The sequence below is a fragment of the Maricaulis sp. genome (assembly GCF_030149425.1).
GTDB lineage: Bacteria > Pseudomonadota > Alphaproteobacteria > Caulobacterales > Maricaulaceae > Maricaulis.
Map to the genome: position 1 here is coordinate 24,661 of NZ_JASBRQ010000080.1, position 25,307 is coordinate 49,967.

At 61.5% G+C, this 25,307-nt stretch carries 23 protein-coding genes and 1 pseudogene; 11 read left to right on the top strand and 13 right to left on the bottom strand.

Going from position 1 to position 25,307, the window contains the following annotated elements:
• The first annotated feature begins 71 nt into the window (after positions 1-71).
• The gene (locus Q1V57_RS14075; protein WP_300532130.1) at positions 72-2,117 is read left to right on the top strand and encodes a hypothetical protein; all 2,046 of its coding nucleotides are present in this window, start codon (positions 72-74) and stop codon (positions 2,115-2,117) included.
• Here Q1V57_RS14075 and dksA read toward each other — a convergent pair.
• Both dksA and Q1V57_RS14085 read right to left on the bottom strand, forming a co-directional pair.
• On the bottom strand, positions 2,114-2,542 hold the full coding sequence (dksA, locus tag Q1V57_RS14080) for an RNA polymerase-binding protein DksA (protein WP_300532131.1): 429 nt from the start codon (positions 2,540-2,542) through the stop codon (positions 2,114-2,116). The two genes, Q1V57_RS14075 and dksA, sit on opposite strands and share 4 nt — an antisense overlap.
• 173 nt (positions 2,543-2,715) lie before the next feature.
• The gene (locus Q1V57_RS14085; protein ID WP_300532133.1) at positions 2,716-3,126 is read right to left on the bottom strand and encodes a flagellar assembly protein FliX; all 411 of its coding nucleotides are present in this window, start codon (positions 3,124-3,126) and stop codon (positions 2,716-2,718) included.
• A gap of 245 nt (positions 3,127-3,371) precedes the next feature.
• Here Q1V57_RS14085 and Q1V57_RS14090 point away from each other — a divergent pair, with 245 nt between their 5' ends.
• The 3 genes from Q1V57_RS14090 to Q1V57_RS14100 are packed head-to-tail and all read left to right on the top strand — an operon-like array spanning position 3,372 to position 5,271.
• Positions 3,372-4,487 carry a flagellar basal body P-ring protein FlgI gene (locus Q1V57_RS14090; protein WP_300532135.1) on the top strand — a complete coding sequence of 372 codons (1,116 nt, stop codon included), beginning with the start codon at positions 3,372-3,374 and terminating at the stop codon, positions 4,485-4,487.
• Entirely contained in the window at positions 4,487-4,819 is a 333-nt protein-coding gene (locus Q1V57_RS14095) for a rod-binding protein (protein ID WP_300532137.1), read from the top strand. The genes Q1V57_RS14090 and Q1V57_RS14095 overlap by 1 nt, the downstream gene beginning before the upstream one ends.
• A 2-nt stretch (positions 4,820-4,821) precedes the next feature.
• Positions 4,822-5,271: a flagellar basal-body protein FlbY gene (locus Q1V57_RS14100; protein ID WP_300532139.1), complete on the top strand. Its 450-nt coding sequence runs from the start codon at positions 4,822-4,824 to the stop codon at positions 5,269-5,271.
• Positions 5,272-5,350: 79 nt separating this feature from the next.
• Here Q1V57_RS14100 and Q1V57_RS14105 read toward each other — a convergent pair whose 3' ends face one another.
• The 3 genes from Q1V57_RS14105 to Q1V57_RS14115 form a co-directional block, all read right to left on the bottom strand.
• Positions 5,351-7,162 (bottom strand): SGNH/GDSL hydrolase family protein, encoded by a 1,812-nt coding sequence (locus tag Q1V57_RS14105; RefSeq protein WP_300532140.1) that lies wholly within the window; start codon positions 7,160-7,162, stop codon positions 5,351-5,353.
• A gap of 126 nt (positions 7,163-7,288) precedes the next feature.
• On the bottom strand, positions 7,289-10,045 hold the full coding sequence (locus tag Q1V57_RS14110) for a hypothetical protein (RefSeq protein WP_300532142.1): 2,757 nt from the start codon (positions 10,043-10,045) through the stop codon (positions 7,289-7,291).
• Between the two features lie 82 nt (positions 10,046-10,127).
• A complete protein-coding gene (locus Q1V57_RS14115) occupies positions 10,128-10,913 on the bottom strand; it encodes an NTP transferase domain-containing protein (protein ID WP_300532144.1) in 786 nt (261 codons plus the stop codon).
• Positions 10,914-11,033: 120 nt separating this feature from the next.
• Here Q1V57_RS14115 and pseB point away from each other — a divergent pair, with 120 nt between their 5' ends.
• Both pseB and pseG read left to right on the top strand, forming a co-directional pair.
• Positions 11,034-12,086 carry a UDP-N-acetylglucosamine 4,6-dehydratase (inverting) gene (gene pseB / locus Q1V57_RS14120; protein ID WP_300532146.1) on the top strand — a complete coding sequence of 351 codons (1,053 nt, stop codon included), beginning with the start codon at positions 11,034-11,036 and terminating at the stop codon, positions 12,084-12,086.
• Positions 12,083-13,111, top strand: coding sequence for a UDP-2,4-diacetamido-2,4,6-trideoxy-beta-L-altropyranose hydrolase (gene pseG / locus Q1V57_RS14125; RefSeq protein ID WP_300532148.1), 1,029 nt, complete (start codon positions 12,083-12,085; stop codon positions 13,109-13,111). The genes pseB and pseG overlap by 4 nt, the downstream gene beginning before the upstream one ends.
• Here pseG and pseC read toward each other — a convergent pair.
• The 7 genes and pseudogenes from pseC to flbT form a co-directional block, all read right to left on the bottom strand.
• Positions 13,108-14,274, bottom strand: coding sequence for a UDP-4-amino-4,6-dideoxy-N-acetyl-beta-L-altrosamine transaminase (pseC, locus tag Q1V57_RS14130; protein WP_300532150.1), 1,167 nt, complete (start codon positions 14,272-14,274; stop codon positions 13,108-13,110). The two genes, pseG and pseC, sit on opposite strands and share 4 nt — an antisense overlap.
• 111 nt (positions 14,275-14,385) lie before the next feature.
• The gene (locus tag Q1V57_RS14135; RefSeq protein ID WP_300532152.1) at positions 14,386-15,219 is read right to left on the bottom strand and encodes a flagellin; all 834 of its coding nucleotides are present in this window, start codon (positions 15,217-15,219) and stop codon (positions 14,386-14,388) included.
• A 201-nt stretch (positions 15,220-15,420) separates the two neighbouring features.
• Entirely contained in the window at positions 15,421-15,786 is a 366-nt protein-coding gene (locus Q1V57_RS14140) for a flagellar protein FlaG (RefSeq protein WP_300532154.1), read from the bottom strand.
• A 103-nt stretch (positions 15,787-15,889) separates the two neighbouring features.
• The gene (locus Q1V57_RS14145; RefSeq protein WP_300532155.1) at positions 15,890-16,714 is read right to left on the bottom strand and encodes a flagellin; all 825 of its coding nucleotides are present in this window, start codon (positions 16,712-16,714) and stop codon (positions 15,890-15,892) included.
• A gap of 354 nt (positions 16,715-17,068) precedes the next feature.
• A complete protein-coding gene (locus tag Q1V57_RS14150) occupies positions 17,069-17,893 on the bottom strand; it encodes a flagellin (RefSeq protein WP_300532156.1) in 825 nt (274 codons plus the stop codon).
• Positions 17,894-18,091: 198 nt separating this feature from the next.
• A complete protein-coding gene (gene flaF / locus Q1V57_RS14155) occupies positions 18,092-18,463 on the bottom strand; it encodes a flagellar biosynthesis regulator FlaF (RefSeq protein WP_300532158.1) in 372 nt (123 codons plus the stop codon).
• Positions 18,405-18,849 (bottom strand): annotated as a pseudogene (gene flbT, locus Q1V57_RS14160) (flagellar biosynthesis repressor FlbT). Before flbT ends, flaF begins: the two are co-directional and overlap by 59 nt.
• A gap of 176 nt (positions 18,850-19,025) precedes the next feature.
• Between flbT and Q1V57_RS14165 the strand changes: the two are divergent.
• Positions 19,026-20,816, top strand: coding sequence for a tetratricopeptide repeat protein (locus tag Q1V57_RS14165; protein ID WP_300532162.1), 1,791 nt, complete (start codon positions 19,026-19,028; stop codon positions 20,814-20,816).
• Here the strand turns inward: Q1V57_RS14165 and Q1V57_RS14170 are convergent, their stop codons facing one another.
• Positions 20,817-21,590, bottom strand: coding sequence for a glycosyltransferase family protein (locus Q1V57_RS14170; protein WP_300532164.1), 774 nt, complete (start codon positions 21,588-21,590; stop codon positions 20,817-20,819).
• A gap of 138 nt (positions 21,591-21,728) precedes the next feature.
• On the opposite strand from Q1V57_RS14170, the gene pseH reads away from it, so the two are divergent.
• From pseH to Q1V57_RS14190, 4 genes are all read left to right on the top strand, one after another.
• Positions 21,729-22,262, top strand: a complete 534-nt coding sequence (gene pseH / locus Q1V57_RS14175; protein WP_300532165.1) for a UDP-4-amino-4,6-dideoxy-N-acetyl-beta-L-altrosamine N-acetyltransferase — start codon at positions 21,729-21,731, stop codon at positions 22,260-22,262.
• 1 nt (position 22,263) lies between these two features.
• Entirely contained in the window at positions 22,264-23,334 is a 1,071-nt protein-coding gene (gene pseI, locus Q1V57_RS14180; protein ID WP_300532166.1) for a pseudaminic acid synthase, read from the top strand.
• Between the two features lie 56 nt (positions 23,335-23,390).
• Positions 23,391-24,269, top strand: coding sequence for a MoxR family ATPase (locus tag Q1V57_RS14185; RefSeq protein ID WP_300532168.1), 879 nt, complete (start codon positions 23,391-23,393; stop codon positions 24,267-24,269).
• Between the two features lie 161 nt (positions 24,270-24,430).
• Complete coding sequence (locus Q1V57_RS14190; protein WP_300532170.1) at positions 24,431-25,288, top strand: hypothetical protein; 858 nt, start codon at positions 24,431-24,433, stop codon at positions 25,286-25,288.
• The last annotated feature ends 19 nt before the right edge of the window (positions 25,289-25,307 follow it).

Sequence of the window (25,307 nt, forward strand, 5' to 3'; positions counted from 1 at the left end):
GCCCGGACGGCCATGAAGTTGCAGACCTGAACCGGCGGCTCGTCTAGTCTTCCTGCGATGGGGGAAGATAGATGCGCGCCTTGATATCCATACTCTTGCTGCTTTTGCCGGCCGGGGCACTCGCCCAGTCCGATGCATCCGATGTTTTCGAACGCCAGCTTGAAGAGCATCGTGACACGTTCCGATGGATTGATATCGGCGATATGCGCGGCGTGCGAACCAGTGTGCGCACCGCCCTTGCTCGCACCGCTCAGTGCCAGAGTGATGGTGATTGCCCCGATTTCGATTGCGCAGCCGCCAACCGGGCCCGTGCCCAGGCCGGTGAGTTGGCTTTGAGGCTTGATGCCCTGACCAGTGCCTTCCGGCATATGCATACCCTGGAACTGGCACACCTTGAGAGCCTGCACCGCGAGGCCAATATCGCCGAGTCCCTAGCCGAGTACCAGAATGAGGTCCTGTTCTGGCAGTCCGCGGTCATCAGTGTTTCGGCTGCAACAATCCAGGTGGCGCTGATCGCCGCTGATATGGAGGCTATCGCGGACATCAGCGGTGCGATCACCGCGGTCAGCGCACTCGATGAGAACATCCGGGACAGGATCGCTTTCATTGAGGACATCCGCGCGATCCGCGAGCGGGCGACACCCCGTTTCCGGCAACAAACCGATCCGCTCGACGCCCATATGAGTACCCTGCTGGATCTCAAATCCAATACCGAAAACCTGCTCAATGGCCTCAGTGATCTCGGTAGCGGAGAGCTGACGAGTGCGCGCCAGAATGCGATCGTTATTCTTGGTCGCACGGCGCGATCAATGGCGCTGGAGGAACTCGCCCGCCGGCAGGACGAGGTTGCCCGGTTGAATGCCGACGCTTTTCGTGAACGTGAGGAAGCCAACGAGTTCGCACGACGCCTGCACGGCTTGGCCCTGCAGCGTGAACTGTCCGGCATAATCGCCGATATGGCGTTCGACCTTCATCTGTCGATCGGTGTATGCACCCAGACCCAGTGCGAAATCACAGCTGCGGGCTCCGGCGATGTGCCTCGCATTCTGCTGCCGGCCGCCGCTGACGACCCGATCCAGCGCCCGCGCCTGGACAATGTGGCACTGGAGCGAAATGTCGGGGCCATCATCCGCATCGCGGATAATCTTTATCTCGACTGGACCCAACCGCGCTGCGGACTGCCGGACGAGGAAGCCGGCCAGATCGAGCCGGGCGACGTCATTGCCCCGGCGAATTTAGCCCCGATGCAATCACGCCAGTCCTGCGAGACTATCCGCAATGTCGGAATTTGCGGCTTGTTGACCGATGACCGCCGGGCAGAATGTGAAGCGGAGGCGGCGCTGCCTATCGAAGCCTGTGGATCTTTCCCGGACATTTCCGCGCGCTTCCAGTCGGCGGCTCCAGCCAGCGCGGCGTTTCAACAAGCGATTGGTGATTTGTGCCGCGCCAGCTGCGACATGCTCTACGGGATGGACGCCTATCTCGACCACCAGCGCGAGCTGGCGATCGAGCAGGTGGCTGAGCTCGAGCAAGGCTGGCTCGCCCGCGGCGGCGAACCTCTGTTCGGCGATAGCCAGACTGGTAACCGCCTTGAGCAGCGCGCCGCACTCCGCAACCGCATCCGCTCCATCCGGGCGGCCGCAAACAACCGTGGCGCGCCGGTATTCTACGATCCGGCCAGCAATAGCTATGGAAATGCGCGCGGTCCGGAACACATCTATGTGGCCTCACCGCCAGGCGATTTTAGCCCGGCAGACCGGCAGCAGATCGCGTCATTGCGGGCAGAGATCGAAGCGCTCACCAACGCACTCGAGCAAAGCGGCTACACATCACGGACAGTATGGGGAGACCAGGCGACGCGGTACTGGACGGTGTTCGGACCGCACCAGTTCCTGAGCTGCGGCGGACAAGCTGAACTGGCGAGCCGTCGAGCGCGCTGCGAGGCGTCATGTGCCAGCGGCGGCGCCGCAAGCTACCAGTCCTGCGCGTCTGACGGGCTAGAGCTCGATATCGATGCCGGCCCGAACCTGTATCCGCCCGACGACCCGCGCAGCGCATCCGTGCCGGGCTTCAATACCCGGGAGGCGATTGAAAACATGCGGACTGACGAAAATTAATCGTCGCGGTGGACGCGTTCCTTGCGCTCGTGGCGCTCCTGCGCCTCGAGGCTGAGCGTGGCGACCGGGCGTGCATCGAGACGGGCCAGAGCGATCGGCTCTCCGGTCTCTTCGCAATAGCCGTAATCATCTTCCTCGATCCGGCGCAGCGCGCTCTCGATCTTGGAGATCAGCTTGCGCTGGCGATCACGGGCCCGGAGCTCGAGGGACCGGTCGGTCTCGGTCGAGGCACGATCGGCAAGATCGGGCAAAGCACCCATATCTTCCTGCAAATTGGAAATCGTGGATTTGCTTTCGCGGAGGATCTCTTCCTTCCAAGCGGTAAGCTTGCGCCGGAAGTACTCCTTATGGCGATCATTCATGAAAGGCTCGTCGTCAGACGGCATGTAGCCTTTCGGCAATTCGATACGATTTTCGTCGCTCATCGCTTTCTTCTCAATCACCCGCGGACAGCCGCACTCCCCCGAAAGCGGAGCGGAGCATATTCACCCGCAGGCCGCTGTCAACGCGCAGGCGCCGTTAGGGTTGCCAGAACCCAGCATCATCTCGGATTTATTCACAGAATTAGCGGTTGCCGTAAGCAACTCGCACTCGCCTGCTAGCCGAATTTGGCCAGTTCTACCGCCGCGCGAGTCTCAACTTCGTCGAGCGCGGCCTCCAGGCGGGCGTCATTGGTGGCATCGCGGCGTGATTGCAGCAATTGCATCAGGGCTTCCAGCTTGGCCTTGGGCAGACCGCCTTCAAGCAGCGCGACCTTGAGCTCATCAAGAACGTCGAGCATGTCGAAAGCCCGGTCCGTGGCCTGTTTGCGGGCCTCGGTGAAATCACCGACCGATTGCAGCGCCAGGATTGCGTCAACGCCCTGGATCGAAGACGCGGCGCTGGCGCCCATAGCCGATCCGGTCGTTGCCATTTGCTCCGGAGTAAAGGTTTCGCCAGCCGAGCGTGTTGCGCCCTTACGCTTGGCGGAAGAGACGGAGCTGGTAGCGTTGGGACCGGTAATTTTCATCGCAGAATCACATCCTGACTTGAATGGTTAAGGCATGCGCCCTCGCCATTAACAGAGGCTTAACTCTACCCTTTTGCTGGGAAATTTCTACCGGGCAGCCCTGCCGCAGGGGAGATTCTGCCGCTGGGAAGCCACTGAATTGACCTCCTAACTTACTGTTTTCATGCAGATTTAATTATGAACACCGGCGCGCATTCTGGCACGCTTCTGGCAACGGGTCTGGCGAAGTTTCGGAGACCCGCAAAATGCGCCATATCCTCATCGCCATCGCCGCCCTCGTTTTCGCTGCCCCTGCTTTCGCCAATTCGCGGATCAAGGACATGGTCGATGTCGAGGATGTCCGCGACAACCACCTGGTGGGTTACGGCCTCGTGGTCGGCCTCGACGGCACCGGCGATAGTCTCCGCAATGCGAGCTTCACCAATCAGTCGCTCAACGCGATGCTGGAGCAGTTCAACGTCAATACCCGAGATGCCAATCTCAATACCCGGAACGTCGCTGCGGTCATGGTGACAGCCTCCCTGCCCGCCTTCTCCTCCCAGGGCAGCCGGATCGATGTCACGGTCTCTGCCATCGGCGACGCGTCTTCGCTGCAGGGCGGTACGCTGGTCGCCACACCGCTGTTTGACAGCCTCGGCCGCGCTTGGGCGGTATCCCAGGGTACGTTGACGGTTGGCGGCTTCCAGGCCCAGGGCGATGGCGCCTCTATCACCCGCGGCGTGCCGACCTCAGGCCGGATCGCCAATGGCGCACTGGTTGAAAACCCGTTCGCCGGCTCCGGCATTGATCCGTGGGCCGAGATCGCCAACCGCACCGCCCTGCGCCTGTCTCTGCGCAACCCCGACTTCACCACCGCTCGCCGCATGGCTGATGCGATCAATGCCTATATCGGCGGCAATACGGCCCGCGCCATCGACCCGGGTACGGTCGAACTGCGCCGCCCGACGAGCTTTGGCGGTGACATGATCGACCTGTTGGCCGAGGTCGAGCAGCTGCGCGTTGAAGCCGATCTGCCGGCCCGCGTCATCATCGACGAAAACACCGGCACCATCGTCATGGGCCAGAATGTCCGCGTATCCACGGTCGCGATCGCCCAGGGCAATCTGACCATCACCATTACCGAGACGCCGATCGCCAGCCAACCCAACCCGTTCGGCAATGGTGAGACAGAAGTGCTCGAGCGCACGGATATTCAGGTCACCGAAGACAATATGCAGCTGGGCATCCTGGAAGGCTCTGTTTCCCTGGCCGAACTGGTCGACGGGCTCAATGCGCTCGGCGTCACGCCGCGCGACCTGATCACCATCCTGCAGGCCATCAAGGCCGCCGGCGCGCTGCAAGCCGATATCGAGGTGCTGTAATGGACAACCTCCTTAGCATGCAGATGAACCAGGCTCTGGTCGCGGCCCAGGGCCGTGGTCAGGACGGTCCCGATGTCTCCGGGGTACGCACCGAAGAACAGGCGCGCGCAGTCGCTGAGGAGTTTGAAGGCTTCTTCATCGGGCAAATGCTCGAAGCCATGTTCAAGGGTGTCGGAGAAGAAAATCCGTTTGGCGGCGGCTCGGGCGAGAAAGCCTTTCGCGGCCTGCTGCACGAGGAATACGCAAAAGTCATGGCCGAGTCCGGAGGGATTGGACTGAGCGACAAGCTGACGGCCGAGATCCTGCGCCTGCAGGAAGCTGGAGGGATTTAAGCATGACTGAACTTGCCGCCCGCAATGGTGCGGAACGCGCCCAAGCCCTGTTGAAACTGACCCAGCGGCTGACCGACCTCATCCGCCAGGAAACCTCACTCTTCAAGGACCGGCGCCCGCACGACGCCCTGCCACTGCAGGACGAGAAGTCGAAACTGGCAAATATTTATCGCACGGAAGTCTCTCGCGCGCGTCAGGAACCCTCGCGTTTTGCCGGGGCTCCGACGACGATCAAGTCCTCCCTGCGCCAGGCTACCGAGCTGTTTCACAAAGCCCTGGCCGAGAACGGACATACCGTTGCCGCGATGAAGGAGATCACCGAAGGCGTGGTCAAGGCCATCGCCGACGAAGCCTCCCGCCAGAAAACCGCCGGCGGTGCCTATGGCCCCGGTGCGACGCAACAGGCGAACGCGCCAAGCGGTATGAACCTGGCGATCAATCAGACAATCTGATCCCGGCGGCATGACCAGTAAGAAAAAAGGGGCGCCAATCTGGCGCCCCTTTTCTCTTTCAGTCATGGCTTTGTGCCGGTCAGAAGCTCTTGACCCAGCCGAGTTGCGCGATGAAGCCATCGCTGGCATCGGCGAACCGGCCACGCAGCGAGAAGGACAGCTCCGACCCGCCCTGCATCTCGCGCGTAAAGTCGCCACCCAGCTCGACAAAATTGTCGTCCGCGACCCCGAAGGCAGCCGAAGAGACGTCGACACCGTTGAGGAGGACCTCCAGCTCACGATCGCCGTCCAGCTCGTGGACATAACGGCCGTTGAGCTCCAGAGCAGCAGAATCACCCAGCTCGAGACGGGTCCGCGCACCGGCACCAATCTCGGTCGAGTCGAACTCGAACTCACCGCCCTCAACCGTCAGCAAGGGGCCGTTCTCGGTAAAGTCCTTGAAGGTGTAGGTTGTCGTCCGGGCATTCAGGAAAAGTTCCAGATCGGTACCGGCCGCATCGACCCCGGTGCCGAACTCGGCAGCAAAGCTCTTGAAGTCGACCGTCGCATCAGACGTCACAGAGGCGCGCGGCGCAAAGCCGGTTGCGCGATCACCGTCGAAATCAAAACTCCCCAGCGTCGCGCCGATCATGGCGTAATAGCCATCACCATTGAGACCGGCATAGCCGGCCACGGAATTCTGATCGAACTCCGTGCTGCCCGAGAGCGCACCGTCAATACCGGCGGTTCCGTTCATACCGCCGAACTGCAGTCCGAAGAAGGCGTTATCATTGACCGTACCGGCAAAGCCCAGGGTCAGGCCGGAGCCATCCCAATTGGTGCCGGGACGCCCCATCGCGGCGTCGGAACCACCATCGACATAGGCGCCGCCGAGATAGAAACCGGACGCATCACGCCGGACACGCGCCGCATCGAAATCAGCCGCCAAGGACTGGCTGGCAACCTCATGGGCCACCTGCGTCACGCCCCCGACAGCGGTCGCGGCGTAATCGGCACTCATACCCGTGGCGACCACATAATTGGCAAGCAACTGGTGCACGCCAGCGGTCGGGTGGATGCCGTCATAGTCCGCCCAGTCAGCGGGGCAGGCATTGAGGAGGAGGCCCTGGCTCAAACAATCCGTCACGACTTCGGAAAAGCCGTAATCTCCCGGATTGGCGCGGACGTCGCTGAAGACCGCCGCGATATCGATATAAAGAATATCAACACCGGCAGCGGCCGAGACCGAGCGATCAACCTCGCGCAATCCGTCATTGAATGCGCGGGAGGCATTGTTGATGGCGACCGCCAGACCACCGGTCTGGTCGGTGGCTTCGCCAAGAAGCGGAAGATTGAACAGCAAGAAGCGCTGCGCACCGGCACCCGCCAGCGTTTGCAACGTCGTGGAGACATCAGCGACGCCGGCCGCGATGTCCGGCAAGCCGCCAGTGCCCAATGCTGACAGGAAATTGTTCCCGCCGATCCAGACGGCAAACACATCGTCTGCTGTGGGTGCGCTGACGGAACCAGCACCGACATAGCTGGCAAAGGCGCCCGCCTGCTCGACCGAGCCAGGCAGGAACACGCCCGGCGCGGTTTCAAACGCCGTGGTGCGGGCCCCGCCATGGGCAAAGTTGATGCCCGACGATGTATCGCCGAGCGGTCCGGCGAGGAACGGGCTGAGCGCCAGATCCGTCCGGAAGTATTCATGCCAGACCGGGCCGTTTGAGAAACGCCCGTTGAAATAGACCGGCGCGCCGCCGGTTCCCGTCGCGGTGAAAATATTCGCCGTATCCGACAAGCTGTCGCCAAAAACGAAGAAACGACCTGTGTCCAGATCCCAGGTTTGCGCCTGCGCAGGCGCGGCGCTCAGCGCACATAGACCAACCGTGGCCAATAGCAGTTTTTTCATGATCTCCCCTCACTCACGCTATTGTTGTGAGGGAGACGCTAGGGTGTGCCCCCTAACTGTCAAGCCGGCTTAATATGTTCAGACAATTGTTGCCTGCAAAAACCACCGACATCGAGCACGGCACAACTAGAAGAATGCCGTCGCATTACTCGCCGGACCGGCATTCAATCGCGCCAGGCCCGCTTGGTAATTAGCAAGCTGCGCATTGTAATAGGCTGGCACGGATCCGCCGCCGCGGCCGGCCCGCGGCCCTTGGAGCAATTCTTTCAGGGCCGGGTCCATGGTAATGTCGCGATAAGCCCGCTGGATGATCGACATCGCCTGTTGCAGACTCTCCTGCGCAGCGGCGGCGAGGTCCTTGTCGGCAATGGAAATCTCGTTGGGCAGATCCATCGCAAACAGCGGCGGACCGTCCACGCTCTTATCATCCTTGTCCAGCAGCGACCCTGTATTGACGATCGCGCCGGGCTTCATGCCCAAGGATTTGAGCAGGTCCCGGCCATCAGCCCCGGCGAAGACCTCAATCGTCTTGTCCTCGGCCGCCTTGATACGCAGGCGGTCGCCCTCGCTCGAACGACGCACATCTGCCGTTCCATCGAGCACTAGAGCCGCGTTGATCTTGAAGGTCACCGACCGGATTGTGTCATTGCTATCGAGCGTGATCTTCTTGCGCCGGCCGCCATCGACGGACAGGTAGAAATGATCACCCTCGCGCGCCGAGCTGCGGTCTGTCACAACCCGGCTATCGGTATAGGTCAGTGAGCCCGATGGCAGGCCCAGCGCATCCAGCACGCTGTCATCCTGCGAGCTGACGACAACGCCCTTGGCCTCAGCCAGCCCACCTCGGCCTGAAATCTGCGTCGACCAATCGACGGCGCCAGTGCCCGCATCCAGCTGGGCCACAAAGGCATCGCGCTCTCCGACCTGGGTATTGCCCCCGATTGCACCGGACGTCTTGCCGGCGAGGAAAACCTTGCCACTGTCGATCGCGATGGCATTGCCGGTATCGTCATCATCGGATCCGACAAAGGTGGTGTAGTCGACCGTCGCGCTCGCACCATCCGTCAGCTTGACGAGGAAGGCATCGCGAACACCGCCATTATGAGCGGCCAAAGGTGCCGTCGGCGCAAATCCGCTTCCCGCAGCGCCGGTCAGATAAATATCGGTTCCGTCGACAGCGACCTGGCCGACCTTGCCATCCTCAAGCGCACCAAGCGTCTGTTCCCAGACCGCAGCGCTGGTCCCGTCCGCTGCCGCGAACTTGCGCACGACAGCATTGCCATCTTCCGATCCGGCAACGATCAGGTCGCCATCACTGGCGATGCTCAGCGTATCAATCGTTTCATCGCCGGCAGCGCCGACGCGGCGGGTGTATAAGGTGTCACCGTTCTGATCGAGCGCCCGGACAAACCCGTCTGACAGGCCACCGGCGTGTACTTCATTGCCAAAGGCGGAATTGGACTTGCCAGCCACATAGACGGTGCCATCTGCAGCGACGGCGACTGACCTGGCGCTGTCATCACCGGTTCCACCGAAGCGCTTCACCCACTGCTCGACCCCGTCAGCATTGAATTTCGCGACCAGCGCATCTGTACCGCCAACATCCAGAGTATCGCCCAGATCGCCCTTGACCTCACCGGCGACGACCACATCGCCACTGGCATTGACCGCGATCGAAACGCCCTTGGCTTCCTCAGCCGCGCCGAGCACCCGGCTCCAGACGCGGTTACCAAGACTGTCATACTTGGCCAGGACCAGATCTTCGCTGCCCTTCAGGAGCTGCCCGTCGACACTGCTTGTGGTTTGACCCACGACATAGATACCGCCATCAGCCGCATTGGCGCTGGCCTGAATTTCCAGCGGGTTATCTTCAGCCTTCTGGCGCGTTTTGCCGTCTTCCGAGCCCACCACCTCAACCTCGGTAATGGTGGGGTCTGCGCTGAACCGCGTCGACACCTCGGCTGTCGGAGACCCCGATGCGATATCGGTCAGCTTGACGATCTGCCCGCCGGCGGTCTGGTTGATGCCGGACACACCCGCGAAATAGACAGCCGGCTGTGCGGCCGCCGCACTAAAGGCGATCCGTTCGGTGGAGGCACCTTTGACCAGGAAGCCGAAATTATCCCCCTGGACAACACCGTTCTCATCTTCCTCGCCAATCTTGGTGCGCTCGAAGCGGGTAATCATACCGGCCGCTTCAAGCTGGGTGTTGATGTGATCGGCGATGTTATCGAGATTTCGCGTCGTCGCGCCCATATCGGCGAGGTCGATGTTCACATCGGTGGTGATGCCGCTCTTGGTGACCGAGACAGTGAAGCGGACATCCCCGGTCAGGCTTGCGACCTCGGCGTCGAACGCGCCGCTGTGGATGGTGGCGGTGGTGAATTGGGACAGTCCGCGCGACACCGCGACATCGCTCTCCATCTTGGACAGCTCCTCCCCTTTGAGGAGGTTCACCTCGGTCAGGTTCATCCCATCGAAATAGCTATCGAGATCGGCAAGGCCGCTGACAAAGCGCTTCTCGAGGAAATCCCGGCGCGTACTGTTGGTGGTCTTGTCGGCTGCCTCTTCCGCCAAGGCGGTCAGGCGCTTCAATCCCTGATGCAGTGAGAACAAGGCCTTGTGGTCCTTGGGCGCATCGAGATCAGAGAATTCACGCTCCGGATCGCGGAAAAAAACGCCGTCCGCGAGCACCTTCCGGCGCAGCTCCTCCAGACTGGTTACGTCGCCGCGGATATCCCAGGGCGGGGTAATCTCAGCGGCGCTGTTCCGGCTGGCGGAGGACGGCAAATTGGACAGAGCGGAGTTAGAGGCCACAGACGCGCTGATGCGCGAGTTGAACCAACTCGTCAGTACGCCAGCATTGAGCCCGATAACGGTCACGGCACACCTGTCTTTCCTACCGACTCACAAGTGTGACGCCGGAACGCAAAGAAAGGGTTTCCAAACGGGGTTAACAGCCAGCTCAGGCGGCGATCTTCAAAGACGCCACAGCGCTTTCGATATCGGCGCGCAGATGCTCGACCGGATTGGCCTCACCGACCACGTCGGACCGCTCGCCGACCAGGTCCGGCCGGCGCAGGCACAAGGCGGCGATTTCAGCGGCCGACGCCTCGCCGGCGCCTTCACCGAGCTCATTGAACAGCATGCGGGCGAATTGCAGTTCATCGGTATTGGTCACTGACCAGTTGAGGCTTTCCAGCCCACCGCCGGGGCCGCGCAGATTAGCCTTTTGCAGATAGACATGCTCGCGCATCCACAAGGTCGCGTCCTCGCGGGCATAGTCTTCACGGGCAATGCGATCCGCTTCGGCCGCAAGAACCGCCGGGAAGACCTCGCACTCCAGGCCCTGGGGGAAAAGCGCTGGCATATTGTTGCAGGCATAATCCGCCCGTGCCGTCTTGTAGAGTTCAAGAACCTTGGCGCAGATCGCGGGATCGACAAAGGGCGATGCGGCACTGACCAGGACGACCGTCTCGACGCCATAGTCCTGGACCGCATGGGTCAGGTCTGCGAGCGGGTCGCTGTCCGGCCCCACAGAAAGCAGATGTCCGTTGCGCAGGATTTCCAACGCCAGCTGGGTCTCGACCTCGCTCTCTGGGATGGTGCAGATGACCTGGTCAACACCGGCGATCCGGGCACATCGGTCAAGCACGCGGATAAGCGCCGATTTCGACCCAAGCGGCTGCAAGATCAGATCTTTATCCTGGAACTGGGCGGAACGCGCTTGGACGATTGCGGCGGTAGTCATGACCGGGCCTCGGGTTGGGGAGTTAATTGTTATAGATTGACGATGCGCCCCGGTTCCTAACGCGCCGTTAACCCAACCGGCACAGCGTCGGCGCATCGTTTCGAATCGAGAAAAACCGCCATGGCCACCTCTTCGACGCCTGCTGCACACCGCGACTTTTCCCAGCCGCGTATCGACCTCAACGGCAAGACCATATTGGTCACCGGGGGCACCGGTTCTTTCGGCCGGCAATTGACCCAAACCATCTGCCGAGAATTCACGCCGAAAAAGCTGATCATCTTCTCCCGCGACGAGCTCAAACAGTACGAGATGGCGCAGGATTTCTCTCCGACAGACTGGCCGTTTTTGCGTTATTTTATTGGCGATGTGCGCGATGAATCCCGGCTCGACCAGGCCATGCGCGACGTTGATGTCGTCATCCATGCCGCAGCGCTGAAACATGTTCCGATTGCCGAGTACAATCCGTTCGAATGCATCAAGACCAACGTCATGGGCGCAGAGAATGTTGTCCGCGCTGCGATCAAGCGCGGGGTGAGGCATGTGTGCGCCTTGTCAACGGACAAGGCGGCCAATCCGATCAATCTTTATGGCGCCTCGAAGCTCGCATCGGATAAAATATTCACCGCGGCCCAGCATATGGGCGGCGAAGGCGGCCCTGTCTTCTCGGTGGTCCGCTACGGCAATGTCGTTGGCTCGCGCGGCTCGGTGATTCCCTTCTTCAAAAAGCTCATTGCCGAAGGCGCAACGGAGTTGCCGATCACCGATGCGCGCATGACCCGCTTCTGGATCACACTTGAGCAAGGCGTTGACTTCGTGCTCTCCAGCCTCGCCATGGCGAAGGGGGGAGAGGTTTTCGTTCCCAAGATCCCGTCCTCCAGCACGGTTGATCTGGCGAAAACGCTGGCTCCCGATTCGCCCCATAAAATCATCGGCATACGTCCAGGCGAAAAGCTCCACGAAGTGATGGTGCCGGAGGATGATGCGCATACGACGATGGAGCTCGGTGATCGCTACGCCATCCTGCCCGCCTATGGGGAAAGCCGCCGCCAGGCCTATCTCGATAGCGGCGCCAAGCCGGTGCCGGACGGGTTCAGCTATGCCTCCCACACCAATCCGGAAAAGCTCGATAGTGCCGACCTGAAGGCCTATCTGGACGGTGTGCTGGAGCAGTGAGTCCGGCGCGCGCGCAGTCGCCGCGGATTGTGATGCGGGCCGATGCGCGTCCCGAACTGGGCGGCGGGCATATCACACGCTGCCTGGCCCTTGCGGAAGCGCTGCAAAACCGTGGTGCCGAGGTGGTGTTTGCGTGCAATCCGGACGCGCCCTCGGTGGTCCCCCGGCTCGATGATGGTGCCTTTACGGTCCTGACCGCGCGCGATCGTGGTGCGCTCCCGGTGCCCGCGGCGTGGCGCGGCCGCGCCGATGCAGCGGTCATCGATCTTTACGACAGCACCATCGCCGATGAACGCGGCTATCGCAATGTCGCGGGTCTTGTGGCGGTCTATGAAGACCTGCCCGAACGGAGCCATGACTGCGACCTGCTCATCGATCAGAGCCTGGGTGCCAGCGCGTCCCAATATGAGGGCCGGATCAAGGACGAAACGACGCTCCTGCTCGGCCCGCAATTTTTTGCTGCGCGCGAGGAATTCCTCGCGGCCCGGCCGGCCGCCCTCGCCCGCCGCGACAAGGCTGAACTGGGCCGCATCCTGATCAGCATGGGGCTGACGGATGTACGCGGGATCAGCTGGCGCGTCGCCCGCGTGGTGCTGGAGGTTTTCGCCGGCGAAGTCGAAGTCATCATCGGCGCCCAGGCCCAGAGCCGTGCCGCGCTGGAAGCGCTGACTGTTGAGCACGACCGTTTGACCCTGACGGTGGAGGCGCGCGACATCGCCCGCCGCATGGCGACAGCCGACCTGGCCATCGGCGCAGGTGGCGGCACGGCGCTCGAGCGCTGCATCCTCGGCCTGCCCAGCCTGATTGTCGTGCTGGCAGACAACCAGCTTGCTCTCGCCAATCACCTGCATGACAGCGGCGCGGCGGAACGGCTGTCGCCCAGCCAGCCGATAGAGCAGACTTTGCCGGAAGCGCTGGCGGCGATGACACCGCAGCGGCTGGCAGCGATGGCACATAGCGCAATGGCCGTCTCCGATGGCGACGGTGCAGCGCGCCTGGCCGACGCCATTCTTGCGCGGATCTAGACGCCGAGCACAGCCTTCAGCGCCTCGACCACCCGGACCGGATCGCTTTCGCTCATGCCCTGATACAGGGGCAGGCTCAGCGTACGCTCGTAATAGTGTTGCGCTCCGGGCAGATCACTGTGGCCGTAGCGCGCCTTATAATAAGGCTGATCAGGCACCGGAATATAGTGCACCTGGGTGCCGATACCGCGCTCACGCAAAGCCGACATCACCTCGCTCCTTGAGCGGCCGGCCGCGGCAAAGTCGATGCGTGCGGCATAGAGGTGGAGACAGGCATCATTCCCGGCGACGCGGGCGATGGGCTGAGCGAGAGGTGCCAGATCGGCAAGTGCCGCGTCATAGGCCGCAGCGAGCGCCTGGCGTTTTGCCTTGAAGGCCGCCAGTCGATGCAGCTGCGACTTGGCCAGCGCGGCCTGGATATCCGACAGGCGGTAATTCCAGCCGAGCACCTGCATTTCATGCCACCACGGTTCCTGCTCCTGGCGCTGATGCAGTGCCGGGTCGCGTTCAATGCCGTGACTGCGCAGGACGTCTATGGCCCGGGCCAGGTCCGCGCTTGGGGTGGTGACCAGACCGCCCTCACCCGCGGCGATGGTTTTGACCGGATGGAAGGAGAAGGTCGCCGCATCGGCATGGGCACAATTGCCCGCCGCCCCCCAGGGCGCTGTCGTGCCAATCGCGTGGCAACTGTCTTCCACGATCACCGCCCCGGCAGCACGCGCAATGGCCTCGATCGCCGGCATGTCACAGATCTGACCGGCAAGATGCACGGGCAGAACCGCCTTGGCGCGACCACCGGCGCGATCAATGGCCTGCGCGAGACTGTCCGGCGTCATCAGACCGGTGTGAGGATCAACGTCGGCAAACACCACATCAGCGCCGCAATACAGCGCCGCATTGGCCGTCGCCATGAAGGTGATCGCCGGAACAATGGCGATATCCCCGGCGTCGACGCCGAGCGCGGCCAGGGCCAGGTGCAAGGCCGTTGTGCCATTGGAACAGGCGCGCGCATGGGGCGCCCCGGTTACCGCCTCAAACTCTTCCTCAAAAGCACGCACGGCCGGGCCCGTGGTCAGCCAATCGCTTTTGAGCACATCGATCACGGCATCGATATCGCTTTGATCAATCGACTGCCGTCCGTAAGGCAGGAACGTGTCGCTCATCACCATGTCCTTTCATGCCCGCCGATCATGCGGCGAGTCGCCCATACAGAAACGGCTCCCCGAAGGGAGCCGCATCCGTGGTGGTGGAGAAGGTCAGGCCAGCCAAAGGGCTTAGCCCTGGAACAGGTTGAGGATGATCTGCGGCGCCGAATTGGCAATCGACAGCGCCTGCACACCGAGTTGCTGCTTGACCTGCAAGGCCTGGAGTTTGGCACTCTCCGTCGCCAGGTCCGCGTCAACAAGGTCGCCGACGCCCTTTTCAAGGCTGTCCATGAGCTTGTTGACGAAACCGGAATGGGCTTCGAGCTTCTTGGTGTCGGAACCCAGATTGGCAAGAGCCTGGTTGACGTTGTCCAGGCTGGTCTGGATCGTCGACGCGACCCCGCTGGCCAGCGTTACACTGCCCAGGCTTGCCGTCGCAGCCAGCGTCATGATGGTGCCGCCGAAGGTGAGGTCCTGGGACTTCAGGGTTACCGTGCGCGAGGCATCTGCATCGGCGAGGAATTCAATCCCCGCAGTGACAGAGCCATTGACCATGTTGGCACCATCAAACTCGGCATTGTCTATGATGACCTGGATCTGATCGAGCAGCGACTTGAAGTCGCTGTCATAGGCCGCGCGGGAGAAGGTATCGAGCGACGGGTCCATAGCCGCCACGGCCTTTTCACGCATCTGCACCAGCAGGTCGGAGATGGCTTCGCCTGCGGCCAGGGCCACATCGCCGATGGTCGAGGCGCGATCGAGACCGGATTGCACAGCGTCGAGCGCCCGGATGTCGGCCCGCATGGACTGGGCGACAGCATAGATGGCGGCATTGTCCTTGGATCCACCGATTTTCAGGCCGGTATTAATGCGCGACTGGGTCTGTTCCATTTCCTCATTGGTCTTGGTGAGGTTCTGGAGCGCGATCATCGCGGCGCTATTGGTATGGACACTCAAGGTCATGCGACATTCTCCGCAAATTCTTCCAGCTGCACTTTTGCAGCGTCTTCGGCGGACAAGGCGCAAGAGGCGTGCCGAACTGGCACAGACCAATCAAGCCACTATAAACATTGATTAAAATGCAAAACACCCGGCGGGTCGCCAGGGTGTTTTGCTAGAGTTTGCCGGGACTTGCCTGCCCGGGCGGTCATTTTTGCCGGGCTGTCAGGCCCGCTGATTAATCAGTCCGGCGGTCTGCGTCCGCAGATATTCCAGCAGCTCGGAGTGGGTCTCCGGCGGCCAGCGGCGGACCGCCTCACCGGTATCCTGATCGACCATCATATAGATAAAGTCCTTGGAAGAGGTGTCGCGCGTGATCGAAAGGCGGGAGTTTTTGAAGGCCCCGTCGGCCAGTTGTTCGATCTCTGCAGCGGTTTCTTCGGCCGGCTTGCGGCGTAGACTCGTCCCGTCCTGTTTCTCAACAGGTTGAACCCGCTTGTCATCAGACTGGATGCGGTCGGAGATTTTGTCCCGGCTGTCGGAGGTTGGAACCACCACGACAGACGATGGGTTGAAGCCTGTCTCTGCCATTTCTTCTTCGCTGACGCGGAGGCATCAGCGCCTCCATTGAATATATTCCCGCCGTCAACTCCGGGAATGGGTGGCGGGACTAGCCCGCCACCCGACCCGTGAATTAACGGAAGTAACCCAGGATCGTGCTCGGCGCCGAGTTGGCGATCGACAGAGCCTGAACGCCAAGCTGCTGCTTGACCTGCAGGGACTGCAAACGCGCACTCTCTTTCGCCAGGTCCGCGTCGACGAGGTTGCCGATACCCTTCTCCAGGGCATCAGACAGCTTGCCAACGAAGTCCTTGTGCACTTCGAGGGACTTCGAACCCGTACCCAGACGCGCCAGCGACTGGTTCAGGTTGTCGAGGGAGGTTTCGATCGTGGTCACGATCGTGGATGCATCGCCAGCCGTTGCGAAGGACGCAGTAGCCGCCAGGGTCACAACACCGCCACCCAGCGAGAGGTTCTCGTCGGAAATACGGATGGAGTTGGAACCGTCGGCATTCGCCAGAGCGGAGATCGACGTCACGGAACCATTGATCATGTTCGTGCCGTTGAACTCAGCGTTGGAGACGATCGTGGTGATCTGGTCACGAAGGGACTTGAAGTCCTCGTTCAGAGCAGAACGCGACGAAGCGTCGAGCGAGCTATCAGCAGCAGCCAGAGCCTTTTCCTTCATCTCGACGAGGAGATCGGAAATGGCCTCACCACCGGCCAGGGCGACATCAGCGGTCGAAGCGGCCAGGTCGAGCGAGTTGCCGACTGCCGAATAACCATTGACGTCAGACCGCATCTTTTGAGCGATCGCGAAGACACCACCATTGTCCTTAGCGGACGACACAGCGAGACCCGTGTTGATGCGGGACTGAACCTGCTGCAGTTCTTTGTTGGTAGAATTCAGGTTCTGCAGCGCAACCATGGCGCCAGCATTGGTATTGATAGTAGCCATTTCTTGGCCCTTTCCTTTCTAGGTTTCCGAGCGTTTTGCTCGCTGGGTCTTCTGACCCGCTTGTGGAAAGAGCAAGGACGGGGCCAATTGCCTGTTGACGTGCGGCGTTAACCTCGATTCGCGTGATTCGGTAGGTGATATTTGCCGACTCAAATCTGCCGGGGGTAACCATTGGCCCGGCAAAAATTGCCCACTGAACACACAAAAACGCCCGGCAAAATCTGCCGGGCGGCAAAAATGTATGGTTTACAGAAGGTTAATAGGCGATTTCGGGCACGCGAAATCGCCACGAGTGGAACCGCAGAAAAAAAATTGCTGGGATCGCCGAAGCGATCCCAGCCAAACCCACGGACCTTACTGGAAGAAGGACAGGATCGTGGACGGTGCCTGGTTGGCAATGGAGAGCGCCTGCACGCCCAGCTGCTGCTTTGTCTGCAACGACTGGAGCCTTGCGCTTTCCTTGGCCAGGTCGGCATCGACCAGCGCCCCGATACCCTGTTCGACAGCGTCAGACAGTTTCGTCACGAAGTTATTGTGGACTTCGAGCGATTTGGAACCGGTACCCAGACGCGCGAGCGACTGGTTCAGGTTGTCCAAAGAGGTCTCGATCGTCGTCACGATGGTGGAAGCATCACCCGCCGTTGCGAAAGACGCCGTCGCTGCGAGGGTGACAACACCACCGCCCAGAGACAGGTTTTCGTCCGAGATCCGAATGGAGTTCGTACCATCGGCATTGGCGAGAGCGGAGATCGACGTCACGGAGTTGTTGATGATGTTCGTGCCGTTGAATTCCGCATTGCTCACGATCGTCGTGATCTGATCGCGCAGCGACTTGAAGTCTTCGTTCAAGGCGGTGCGGGACTGCGTGTCGAGAGATGCATCGGCGGCCGCGAGGGCCTTTTCCTTCATTTCGATCAGCAGGTCGGAGATGGCCTCACCGGCCGCGATACCGACATCTACCATCGAAGTCGACAGGTCGAGACTCTGCTTCACCACACCAAAGCCGGCGACCTGGCTACGCATGCGCTGGGCGATAGCGAAGATACCGCCATCGTCCTTGGCACCGGAGACATTGAGGCCGGTATTGATACGGGATTGGGTCTCGGCAAGATCCATATTGGTTTTGTTCAGGTTCTGCAGGGCGACCATGGCCGCCGCATTCGTGTTCACAGAAAGCATGTTCTAAGTCCTCCGTTCTGGAAGCAATGGAGGTCGACTTTTTCGACCCTGGGCGTTTTGCCCGCAGAAGACTTCGCAAGCCGCGTGCCGCGCGACTGCATGAATTTCACGAATGTTTTCAGAGTTATAGAATATTAAAAGGCGCCACCGGAACGGTAGCGCCTGAAACTGCCGGGCAAAAATGTACGGGCGGCAAATCTAGCCCGCCGCCGCTCCGGCACCCTGGGGCATCAGCCCCTGCATGATCATGCGATTGATATCGACCAGGTCGTCGATCGCGGACGGATCGCGCATGGCGACACTGGTATGCTTGGACACGAAGAGCGACAGCGAAATGATCGATGCACGCAGCTGATCGGGCAGCTGGTTTTCCTCACTGGCACAATCAGTGGCGAAATTGCTCCACATACGCCGGTTGAGGTCGAGCGCTTCCATACGGCTCTTGATATCGTCCTTGGGCGTATCCTTCGCCGTCATCAGGCCGCGCGTCACATGCGCGAACAGGCGGTATTCAGTGGCACGGGGATCTTCGCTGCGATTGGACGCAGCCTGGTACGCCTGAAGGGACATTAGGCCAGCCTCTCCGCTTCATACTTCATGAGCTTTCGGCAACCGAGCAGGGCCTTGTAGTACTCGGACGCCATCACATCCCGGCTCACCGACACGCAAATGCCGAGCACTTCGGGATCGGCGACCACGCCCATGAATTCGTTCATGCGCAGCACGAACTCATCATAAAGCGCATCATCAGCCTTGCCGCCGAGATACATCATCATGATCGGGAAATAGATGCGCGTGACAGGCGTGTTCACATCCTCTTCCTGGAGGATGTCCTTTTCACGCAGGACGGAAGCCTTGTTCTTCAGCACAAGATTCGAGCGCCGGTCACCGTTTTCCATAACGGCGCCGTTTATCACGAATTTCTCGCCTGGCTTGAGCGAGATTTTCAGCGGCATCGAGACAACTCCAGCTTCCAAACACCGTCATGGTGCGGGATTCGTGGCGTAAGACTGCAGAGCGCGGGTGAAGAAAAGGTTTCCAGCTGCGCATCCAAGACGAACAATCCCGTTAGCGAGTTCTTAAATCGAATCCTGAGCCCTTGGCCTGTTGATCAGCTCTCCGGGTTTTCGCCATGCAGGCCATATCTCTCAATATTGAAGCCGAGCTTCTCGCCGGCGCGGAAGAAGAAAAGCATGAGACACCGCTCGTCGCGACACAGTCCGCGACAGCGCTGAAGCTCGATACGCATGTCAAACGTCTGTCCAAGGACACACGCAAGAAACACCAGAAAGTCGTCAGCCTGGTCAAACGGGCGATGCGGACCTCCGATGGCGGTGACCACCCTGCCGGCGCCCGTCTGGCCCATGAAGCGCTCGGGATCGCACCGGACCTGGCCCTGACCAATCATGTCATGGGATTGATGCTGCTGCGCCTGGGGCGGCTTTCAACCTCGCTCGACTATTTCGAAAAGGCCTGGAAGCTCGACCCGCAGGACCCGGAGATCTACCAGAAGCTCGGCCTTGTCGCCTGGAAGCTCGACATGCTGCCCGCGGCGGAAAAATTCTATCGCCTGCAAAACCAGATCGCGCCCAATCGCGTGGACGGCATTCTCAACCTGACTGGCGTGCTGCGCGACCTCGGCAAGTTTGACGACGCCATCGAGATCCTGCGCACGGCGATCTATTCCGATCCGGAGAATTACGATCTGTGGAATTCGCTTGGCTCGGTCGTGTCGGAGAGCGGCAAGCCGACCGAGGCAATTACCTTCTACCAGGAAGCCTTGCGCCTGGAGCCGGGCTACTCGCGCGCCCACAATAATATGGCCAATGTCTTCGAGCTCATCGGCGAACCGGACAAGGCCCTGCCCCATTACGAGGAAGCGCTGAAAAACCCGGTCGATGCAGAGGATGAGGCGACCATGTCGCATGGCCGCTCCCTGGTCATGCTGGCCGCCGGACAGGTCCGCGAGGGCTGGGCCGCGAACGAGACAAGGCTCAACCCGAACCGTAAAGGCGCCACCCTTTTCACCATCGACAAGCCGATGTGGGATGGCGTCGACCCGGCGCAGATCCGTGGCAAGACGGTGATCATGGTCGGCGAGCAGGGGCTCGGTGACGAGGTGCTTTATCTCAACATTGCCAAAGACATGATCGATGCGATCGGGCCGGAGGGCGAGCTGCGCATCGCCTGCGAGTATCGCCTGGTCGACCTGGTCCAGCGCTCCTTCCCGCAGGCCCGCGTCTATCATCACCTGTCGACCGTGATCGAGGGCCGCGATGTCCGCGCGACGCCGCAACTGGAAGACGGCGCCGATTTCTGGACCCCGATGGCGACGCCACTGCGCGCCTTCCGCAATTCCATCGACGACTTCCCGACAACGCCGGGCTTTCTCACCGCAGATCCGGAACAGCAGGCCTTCTTCCGCGCCCAGATGGATGAGTTCGGCGACGGGCTGAAAGTCGGTATTCTCTGGAAATCCCTGAAGATGACGGCCAAACGGGCCCGTTTCTTCTCGGCCTTCGATGCCTGGAAGCCAATCCTGAATGTGCCCGGGGTCGACTTCATCAATCTGCAGTATGGCGAGGTCGATGAAGAAATAGCCCTGGCCCAGGACCGCTATGGCGTGACGGTGCACCAGCCGCGCGAGATCGATCTGAAGATGGATCTGGACAAGGTCGCAGCCCTGTCCTCGGCCTGCGATATCGTCATCGGACCGATGAACGCGACCTCAAACCTCGCCGCGGCGTGCGGCGGCATGGTCTGGTTCTTCCATTCCCACAGCTCGGCCTGGACCCTGCTCGGCGAGGACCGGCAATACTGGTACCCGCACACCCGCTCCTTCTTCGGCGAGGGTTTCCAGGACTGGACCACCACGATGAAGAAGATCGCCGAAGCACTCGGCGAACGCGTCAAAGAGGGCTAGTCAGCCGGCCCAGCGCCGCTGTAGCGAAGCGCGGATGCCGCGCGCCAGCCGCAGCGTGTCATGGCGCTTGCCATTGATCTGCGTCAGCTCGGGATGCTGGCGGCACACCTCCGCCAGCTCAGCCCAGCCGATCACGGCCGCGCGCGCCTCTCCGAGATGCGCGTAGACCGCCTGGCAAAACTCCAGATCTTCCGGGTAATCCAGCGTCCAGCGCATGCGCTCGACGCCATCGCCGGGACCGGTGAGATTGCCCAAGGTCAGATGCGCCTGGGCCCGGATCCACGGCGTCACATGCTCGCGCGCCGCCGCGTCCGTCGCCTTGGCTTCGGCCTCGAACAGCAGACCGGCAGAAAACACTTCGCAATCGAGCCCGTGCGGGAAGAGCGGCGGGGCTGTGTTGTTGACATAATCGGCCGATGTCTCGCGCCACATCGCGATCACCTGGTCGCAGACGCGCGGATCCAGAAACGGGCAGTCACTGGTCACCCGCATCACCGCATCCGCCTGCACTGCGCGCGCCGCATTGGCGTAGCGCGTCAGCACATCATCCTCCGGCCCGCGGGCCACGGCATAACCGGCCACCTCCGCAGCCTCGGCCACCGGGTCGTTTTCGGCACTGTCCGGCACCGTCGCGATCACCGTGTCCGCCGCGACAATCCGGGCGCAGCGGTCGAGCACACGGGCCAGAGCGGTTTTCGTCCCCAGCGGGTTGAGAATCTTGCCGGGCAGGCGCGAGGAGCCAAAGCGGGCCTGGACGATAACGGCGAGGGTCATGCGGGCGCTCCTGAAGTCATGTCCCGGTTAGAGCATGCTTCGCGCCGGCAGCGAAATCGGCCGCCACCGGAGGCAGACACGGCTTGTTTACGCCCGCAAGGCGAGACTCCTCACATTGATTCGACACGAGGACCGCGCATGAGCGACGGCGCCGACATCACCCTCCTGCCCGCGGATGAGGCAGACATCTGGGATGTGCTCGCCTGGCGCAATCAGCCGCATGTGCGTGACAACATGTATACGGCCGACCCGATCAGCCGGGACACGCATGAAGCCTGGTTCAGCGCCGCCCTCGCCGACCCGGCCCGTGAGCTCTGGATCATCGCCGTCAATGGCACCAAATGCGGCCTCGTCACCCTGACCGATATCGTACGCACGCCGCCATCGAGCTGTAGCTGGGCCTTTTATATCGGCGATCTCGGCGTGGTCGGAAAAGGCGTCGGCAGTGCTGTGGAGACCCAGGTTCTGGACCGGGTCTTTGCAACCCTGAAGCTCGATGTCCTGCGCTGCGAAGTCCTCGCTTTCAACGCGCCCGTCATCGGGCTGCACAAGAAGTTCGGCTTTGAACAGAGCGGCCGGATCGAAAACCGCATCACCCGCGACGGCGATGGTATAGATGCCATCTGCCTGGAGCTGACCCGCGAGCGCTGGCGCGCCCGCCAGGAGGCCTGATATGAGCCAATCCCATCCCGAGTTCGAATTCGCCGGCCGGATGATCGGGCATGATCACCCGCCCCTGGTCATTGCCGAAGTCTCGGCCAATCACCTCGGCCAGATCGACCGTGCGCTCGAGACCATCGAAGCGGCAGCCCGGTGCGGCGCTGATGCGATCAAGATCCAGACCTATTCGCCCGACACCATCACCATTGACCATGACGGGCCGGGTTTCGTCATTGAGGGCGGGCTGTGGGACGGTCGCAATCTCTATGACCTCTACAGCGAAGCCCAGACGCCGTTTGACTGGCACCCGCGCCTGTTCGAGAAAGCGCGCGCGCTTGGCGTGACGCTGTTCTCCACCCCCTTTGACCATTCCGCCGTCGACCTCCTGGAGAGCCTCGACGCCCCGGCCTATAAAATCGCCTCTTTCGAAATCACCGATCTGCCGCTGATTGCCCGCGTCGCCCGTACCGGCAAGCCGATCATCATGTCCACCGGCATGGCCAATCTGTCGGAAATCCATGAGGCCGTCAGGACCGCACGCGAGAACGGCGCCCCCGGCCTCGCCATCCTGCACTGCCTGTCCTCCTACCCGGCACCGATCGAGCAATCGGACCTGCGAACGGTCCCGCACCTGGGCCAAGCCTTCAACGCCGTGCCCGGACTGTCCGATCACACGCCCGGCACGGCCTGCTCGGTTGCCGCCATCGCACTGGGTGCCCGTGTGATCGAAAAGCATTTCACCCTGTCGCGTGATGATGGCGGGCCGGACAGCGAGTTCTCGCTCGAGCCGGACGAGCTGAAACGCCTGGTCGAAGATTGCCACAATGCGTTCAAGGCGCTTGGCCAGGTTCGCTATGACCCCGCCGGTTGCGAGCGCGGCTCGCTGACCTTCCGCCGGTCGATCTATGCGGTTGCCGGCATCAAGGCTGGCGAAACCTTCACCGAGGCCAATATCCGATCCATCCGCCCGGGCCATGGTCTGGCCCCGAAACACCTGCCGGATATCCTCGGCCGCAAGGCCAGCCGCGACATTGCCTATGGCGAGCCCATGGCGATGGATGCGGTCGACTGGTCCGACAATTAGAGCGAATTTCACGTCCGCCCTACCCAGCCCCCATCAATCGCGCTAAGTCCGTGCCCATGCGTTTTGAAGGTACAGACAGCTATGTCGCTGATGCAGAGCTTTCCGCCGCGGTGAATGCGGCGATCGCTCTGGAGCGTCCGCTGCTCGTCAAGGGCGAGCCGGGCACGGGGAAAACCGAGCTGGCCAAACAGGTGGCCAGCGCCATGGGCATGCCGCTGATCGAGTGGCACATCAAGTCCACGACCAAGGCCCGTCAGGGACTTTACGAGTATGATGCCGTCGCCCGTCTGCGCGACAGCCAGCTCGGCGAAGACCGCGTCCACGACATTCAGAACTATATCCGCAAGGGCAAGCTGTGGGAGGCTTTCGCGGCTCCGGAACGCTCCGTCCTGCTGATCGACGAGATCGACAAGGCCGATATTGAATTCCCCAACGACCTCCTGCAGGAGCTCGACCGGATGGAATTCCATGTCTACGAGACCGGCGAAACGGTGAAGGCGGTAAACCGCCCGGTCGTCATCATCACCTCGAACAATGAGAAAGAGCTGCCGGACGCCTTCTTGCGCCGCTGTTTCTTCCACTTCATCGCCTTCCCGGACGAGGAGACGATGCGCGCCATCGTCGAGGTTCACTTCCCGGGCCTGAAAGGCCGCCTTCTGTCGGAAGCCCTGAAACTCTTCTTCGATATCCGCCAGGTACCGGGCGTGAAGAAAAAGCCCTCGACCTCGGAATTGCTGGACTGGCTCAAGCTGTTGATGGTCGAGGATATTGATCCTGCCATCCTGACCGAACGCGATCCGCGCAAGCTGATCCCGCCGCTGCATGGCGCGCTGCTCAAGAACGAGCAGGATGTCATGCTGTTTGAAAAGCTCGCCTTCATGGCACGGCGGCAGGGTGGCACGCCTAATGGAAATGGCGGACCGGGCGCGGCCTGATGCGCCTGTAAACTCAATCCCCAAACGGCCGGTCGAGACACCCTCTCACCGGCCGTTTCGCGTTTTGGTCACCCCACCACCACCGGCAACACCTTACAGCGAATTCACTGGCTCTGCCCGGTTTGCCTGCGTTCAATGCGCTCAAACTCGGGACGGTTTGTATGTTTTCTATTCTTGTATCCGGCCTTGCTGCCACGGTGACCCTGGCACAGGCTCAGACGACTGACGCGGAAGTCATGGCTGCGTTCAGAGAGGTTTTCCCCCTGGTGCTGCAGGGTGATTGGGAGGCGGCCGAACCGGTTGCCGAAGCCGCATTGCCGCTCGCCACCGCGCCGATGAACCGCTATCGCATCCGTCACATCCTGACCGACACCCACGCCCGGCTGGGCAAATGGGAGGATGCCGCGACCTATGCCCGCGAGGCCGCAGAAACCATCTATAACGACGAAGCCCTGAGCCAGAGGCTGATGCTGATGGCCTCGCACATGGCGGCCGAGGAGGCCCGGGCGGCCTATATGCTCGGCGATATGGAGCGCGTTGCCGAAGCCAATGGACGCATGATTTCCGACCACCCCGACGCCGGTCCGGGCTGGACCGCGTCCGGCGTAACCGGCGCGGCGCATACGGCCGGGCTGGATTGCGAACTCATGCGGGACGGGTATTTGCGGTTCGACGTCTGGGGCGGGGATGAAGGACTGCCGGCCTGTGATTACTGGGCCCTCAGCGATATCGGCCTACGCCTGACCCAGGGCCCGGCCACCGCAGCGGAAATCGCCCGGCTGAGTGAACGCCGCACCGATGCCGCACCGCGAGAGCTGGCGTGGGACGAGGCTCCTGAAGGGGTCCGGCTGACTGCGTATAATCTGGGCACGCCCGCACCGGGCAAGGAAGACGAGTATGCCGTCATTCTTGAAGGCGTCGATGCCGGCTGGACCGTTACTGTACGCTATCCGGCCAGCCAGCAGGCCGAGGCACTCTCGGCCCTTTCCGGCTTTTACATTGCCGGGCCGCAGGGCTAGCCTCGCGCGCCCGAGGACG

Coding starts and splice junctions, on each gene's coding strand:
- Q1V57_RS14145 (WP_300532155.1), bottom strand. CDS start 16,714: ATGGCTACTATCAATACCAATGCTGGCGCCATGGTTGCGCTGCAGAAC.
- Q1V57_RS14190 (WP_300532170.1), top strand. CDS start 24,431: ATGTTTTCTATTCTTGTATCCGGCCTTGCTGCCACGGTGACCCTGGCA.
- dksA (WP_300532131.1), bottom strand. CDS start 2,542: ATGAGCGACGAAAATCGTATCGAATTGCCGAAAGGCTACATGCCGTCT.
- Q1V57_RS14075 (WP_300532130.1), top strand. CDS start 72: ATGCGCGCCTTGATATCCATACTCTTGCTGCTTTTGCCGGCCGGGGCA.
- Q1V57_RS14170 (WP_300532164.1), bottom strand. CDS start 21,590: ATGACCCTCGCCGTTATCGTCCAGGCCCGCTTTGGCTCCTCGCGCCTG.
- Q1V57_RS14165 (WP_300532162.1), top strand. CDS start 19,026: ATGCAGGCCATATCTCTCAATATTGAAGCCGAGCTTCTCGCCGGCGCG.
- pseB (WP_300532146.1), top strand. CDS start 11,034: ATGGCCACCTCTTCGACGCCTGCTGCACACCGCGACTTTTCCCAGCCG.
- Q1V57_RS14115 (WP_300532144.1), bottom strand. CDS start 10,913: ATGACTACCGCCGCAATCGTCCAAGCGCGTTCCGCCCAGTTCCAGGAT.
- Q1V57_RS14090 (WP_300532135.1), top strand. CDS start 3,372: ATGCGCCATATCCTCATCGCCATCGCCGCCCTCGTTTTCGCTGCCCCT.
- Q1V57_RS14140 (WP_300532154.1), bottom strand. CDS start 15,786: ATGGCAGAGACAGGCTTCAACCCATCGTCTGTCGTGGTGGTTCCAACC.
- Q1V57_RS14135 (WP_300532152.1), bottom strand. CDS start 15,219: ATGACCTTGAGTGTCCATACCAATAGCGCCGCGATGATCGCGCTCCAG.
- pseH (WP_300532165.1), top strand. CDS start 21,729: ATGAGCGACGGCGCCGACATCACCCTCCTGCCCGCGGATGAGGCAGAC.
- pseI (WP_300532166.1), top strand. CDS start 22,264: ATGAGCCAATCCCATCCCGAGTTCGAATTCGCCGGCCGGATGATCGGG.
- Q1V57_RS14185 (WP_300532168.1), top strand. CDS start 23,391: ATGCGTTTTGAAGGTACAGACAGCTATGTCGCTGATGCAGAGCTTTCC.
- Q1V57_RS14085 (WP_300532133.1), bottom strand. CDS start 3,126: ATGAAAATTACCGGTCCCAACGCTACCAGCTCCGTCTCTTCCGCCAAG.
- pseC (WP_300532150.1), bottom strand. CDS start 14,274: ATGAGCGACACGTTCCTGCCTTACGGACGGCAGTCGATTGATCAAAGC.
- Q1V57_RS14105 (WP_300532140.1), bottom strand. CDS start 7,162: ATGAAAAAACTGCTATTGGCCACGGTTGGTCTATGTGCGCTGAGCGCC.
- Q1V57_RS14100 (WP_300532139.1), top strand. CDS start 4,822: ATGACTGAACTTGCCGCCCGCAATGGTGCGGAACGCGCCCAAGCCCTG.
- flaF (WP_300532158.1), bottom strand. CDS start 18,463: ATGTCCCTTCAGGCGTACCAGGCTGCGTCCAATCGCAGCGAAGATCCC.
- Q1V57_RS14150 (WP_300532156.1), bottom strand. CDS start 17,893: ATGCTTTCTGTGAACACGAATGCGGCGGCCATGGTCGCCCTGCAGAAC.
- Q1V57_RS14095 (WP_300532137.1), top strand. CDS start 4,487: ATGGACAACCTCCTTAGCATGCAGATGAACCAGGCTCTGGTCGCGGCC.